At 60.3% G+C, this 1,076-nt stretch carries 1 protein-coding gene; it reads left to right on the forward strand.

Annotation, left to right across the window (positions count from 1 at the left end; translation table 11 throughout):
* Positions 1 to 90: 90 nt before the first annotated feature.
* The coding region (locus KZO25_RS18540) for an IS481 family transposase (protein ID WP_223138072.1) at positions 91 to 1,076 on the forward strand (986 nt) is incomplete at its 3' end.

The following is a 1,076-nucleotide window of genomic DNA, read 5'->3' on the forward strand; positions in this document are numbered from 1 at the left end:
GTAGGGTTCCGGATGATCGGATCGCCTATAGAAGTTATCCTCTGCTAGCAGCGAGGGAGCTTCTTCACCAATTCATCCGGGAGCAGGTTCATGGACATCAAGCTGCATAAACAAGCGACGACGACACCGAAGATCCGTGCCGAGATCCAGGCAGCACCCTCCAGCATCACGGATAGTGAGCTAGCCCGCCAGTATCGCGTCTCCACCGCGACCATCCGGCGCTGGCGATACCGTGACGATGTCTATGACCGTCCACACACGCGCCACAACCTGCTCGCCACGCTCACTCCCGAGCAGGAGGAGCTGCTGATCACGGCTCGCGAATTTCTTCGCCTCGGCCTGGATGATCTCCTCGTCGTGGCGCGTGAGTTCCTGAATCCCCGCTTGTCACGCTCTGGCCTGCATCGCATGCTAAAGCGGCGCGAGGTCCCAACACTGGCGGCATTGGCCCGGCAGGACGCCGGCGATGAAGAGAAGCCCCGGTACAAGCCCTTCAAGGACTACGAGCCGGGCTTCGTACACGTCGACATCAAGCACCTGCCTCAGATGCCCGACGAGCAGCAAAAGCGCTACCTGTACGTCGCCATCGACCGTGCCACGCGCTGGGTCTATCTGGAGGTCAGGTGCAGCCAGTCCGCGAAGGATGCGCGGGGGTTCATGAAGCGGGTGGAGGAAAAGGCTCCCTTCAAGATCCAGACGGTGCTGACCGACAACGGCAAGTCGTTCACCGATCGCTTCACGCGGGCGGGTGAGCGCAAGCCCAGCGGCCGCCACCCCTTCGATCAGGAGTGCCAGGCCCATGGCATCGAACATCGTCTGATCAAGCCGGGAAGGCCACAGACAAACGGCATGGTGGAACGCTTCAACGGCCGCATCAGCGATGTACTGGCGACTCGCCGCTATACGTCAGGCGAAGACCTGGAGCAGACGTTGAAACGCTACTGCTGGCTGTACAACCACCATATCCCACAGAAGGCGCTGCACCATCAATCACCCATTGCAGCGATGAAGGAATGGCAGACCAAACGGCCTGAGTTATTTACTAAGCGGGTGGTCAATCACACGGGACCCGACAG

This window comes from Halomonas sp. ANAO-440 (assembly GCF_019915905.1).
Lineage (GTDB): Bacteria > Pseudomonadota > Gammaproteobacteria > Pseudomonadales > Halomonadaceae > Halomonas > Halomonas chromatireducens.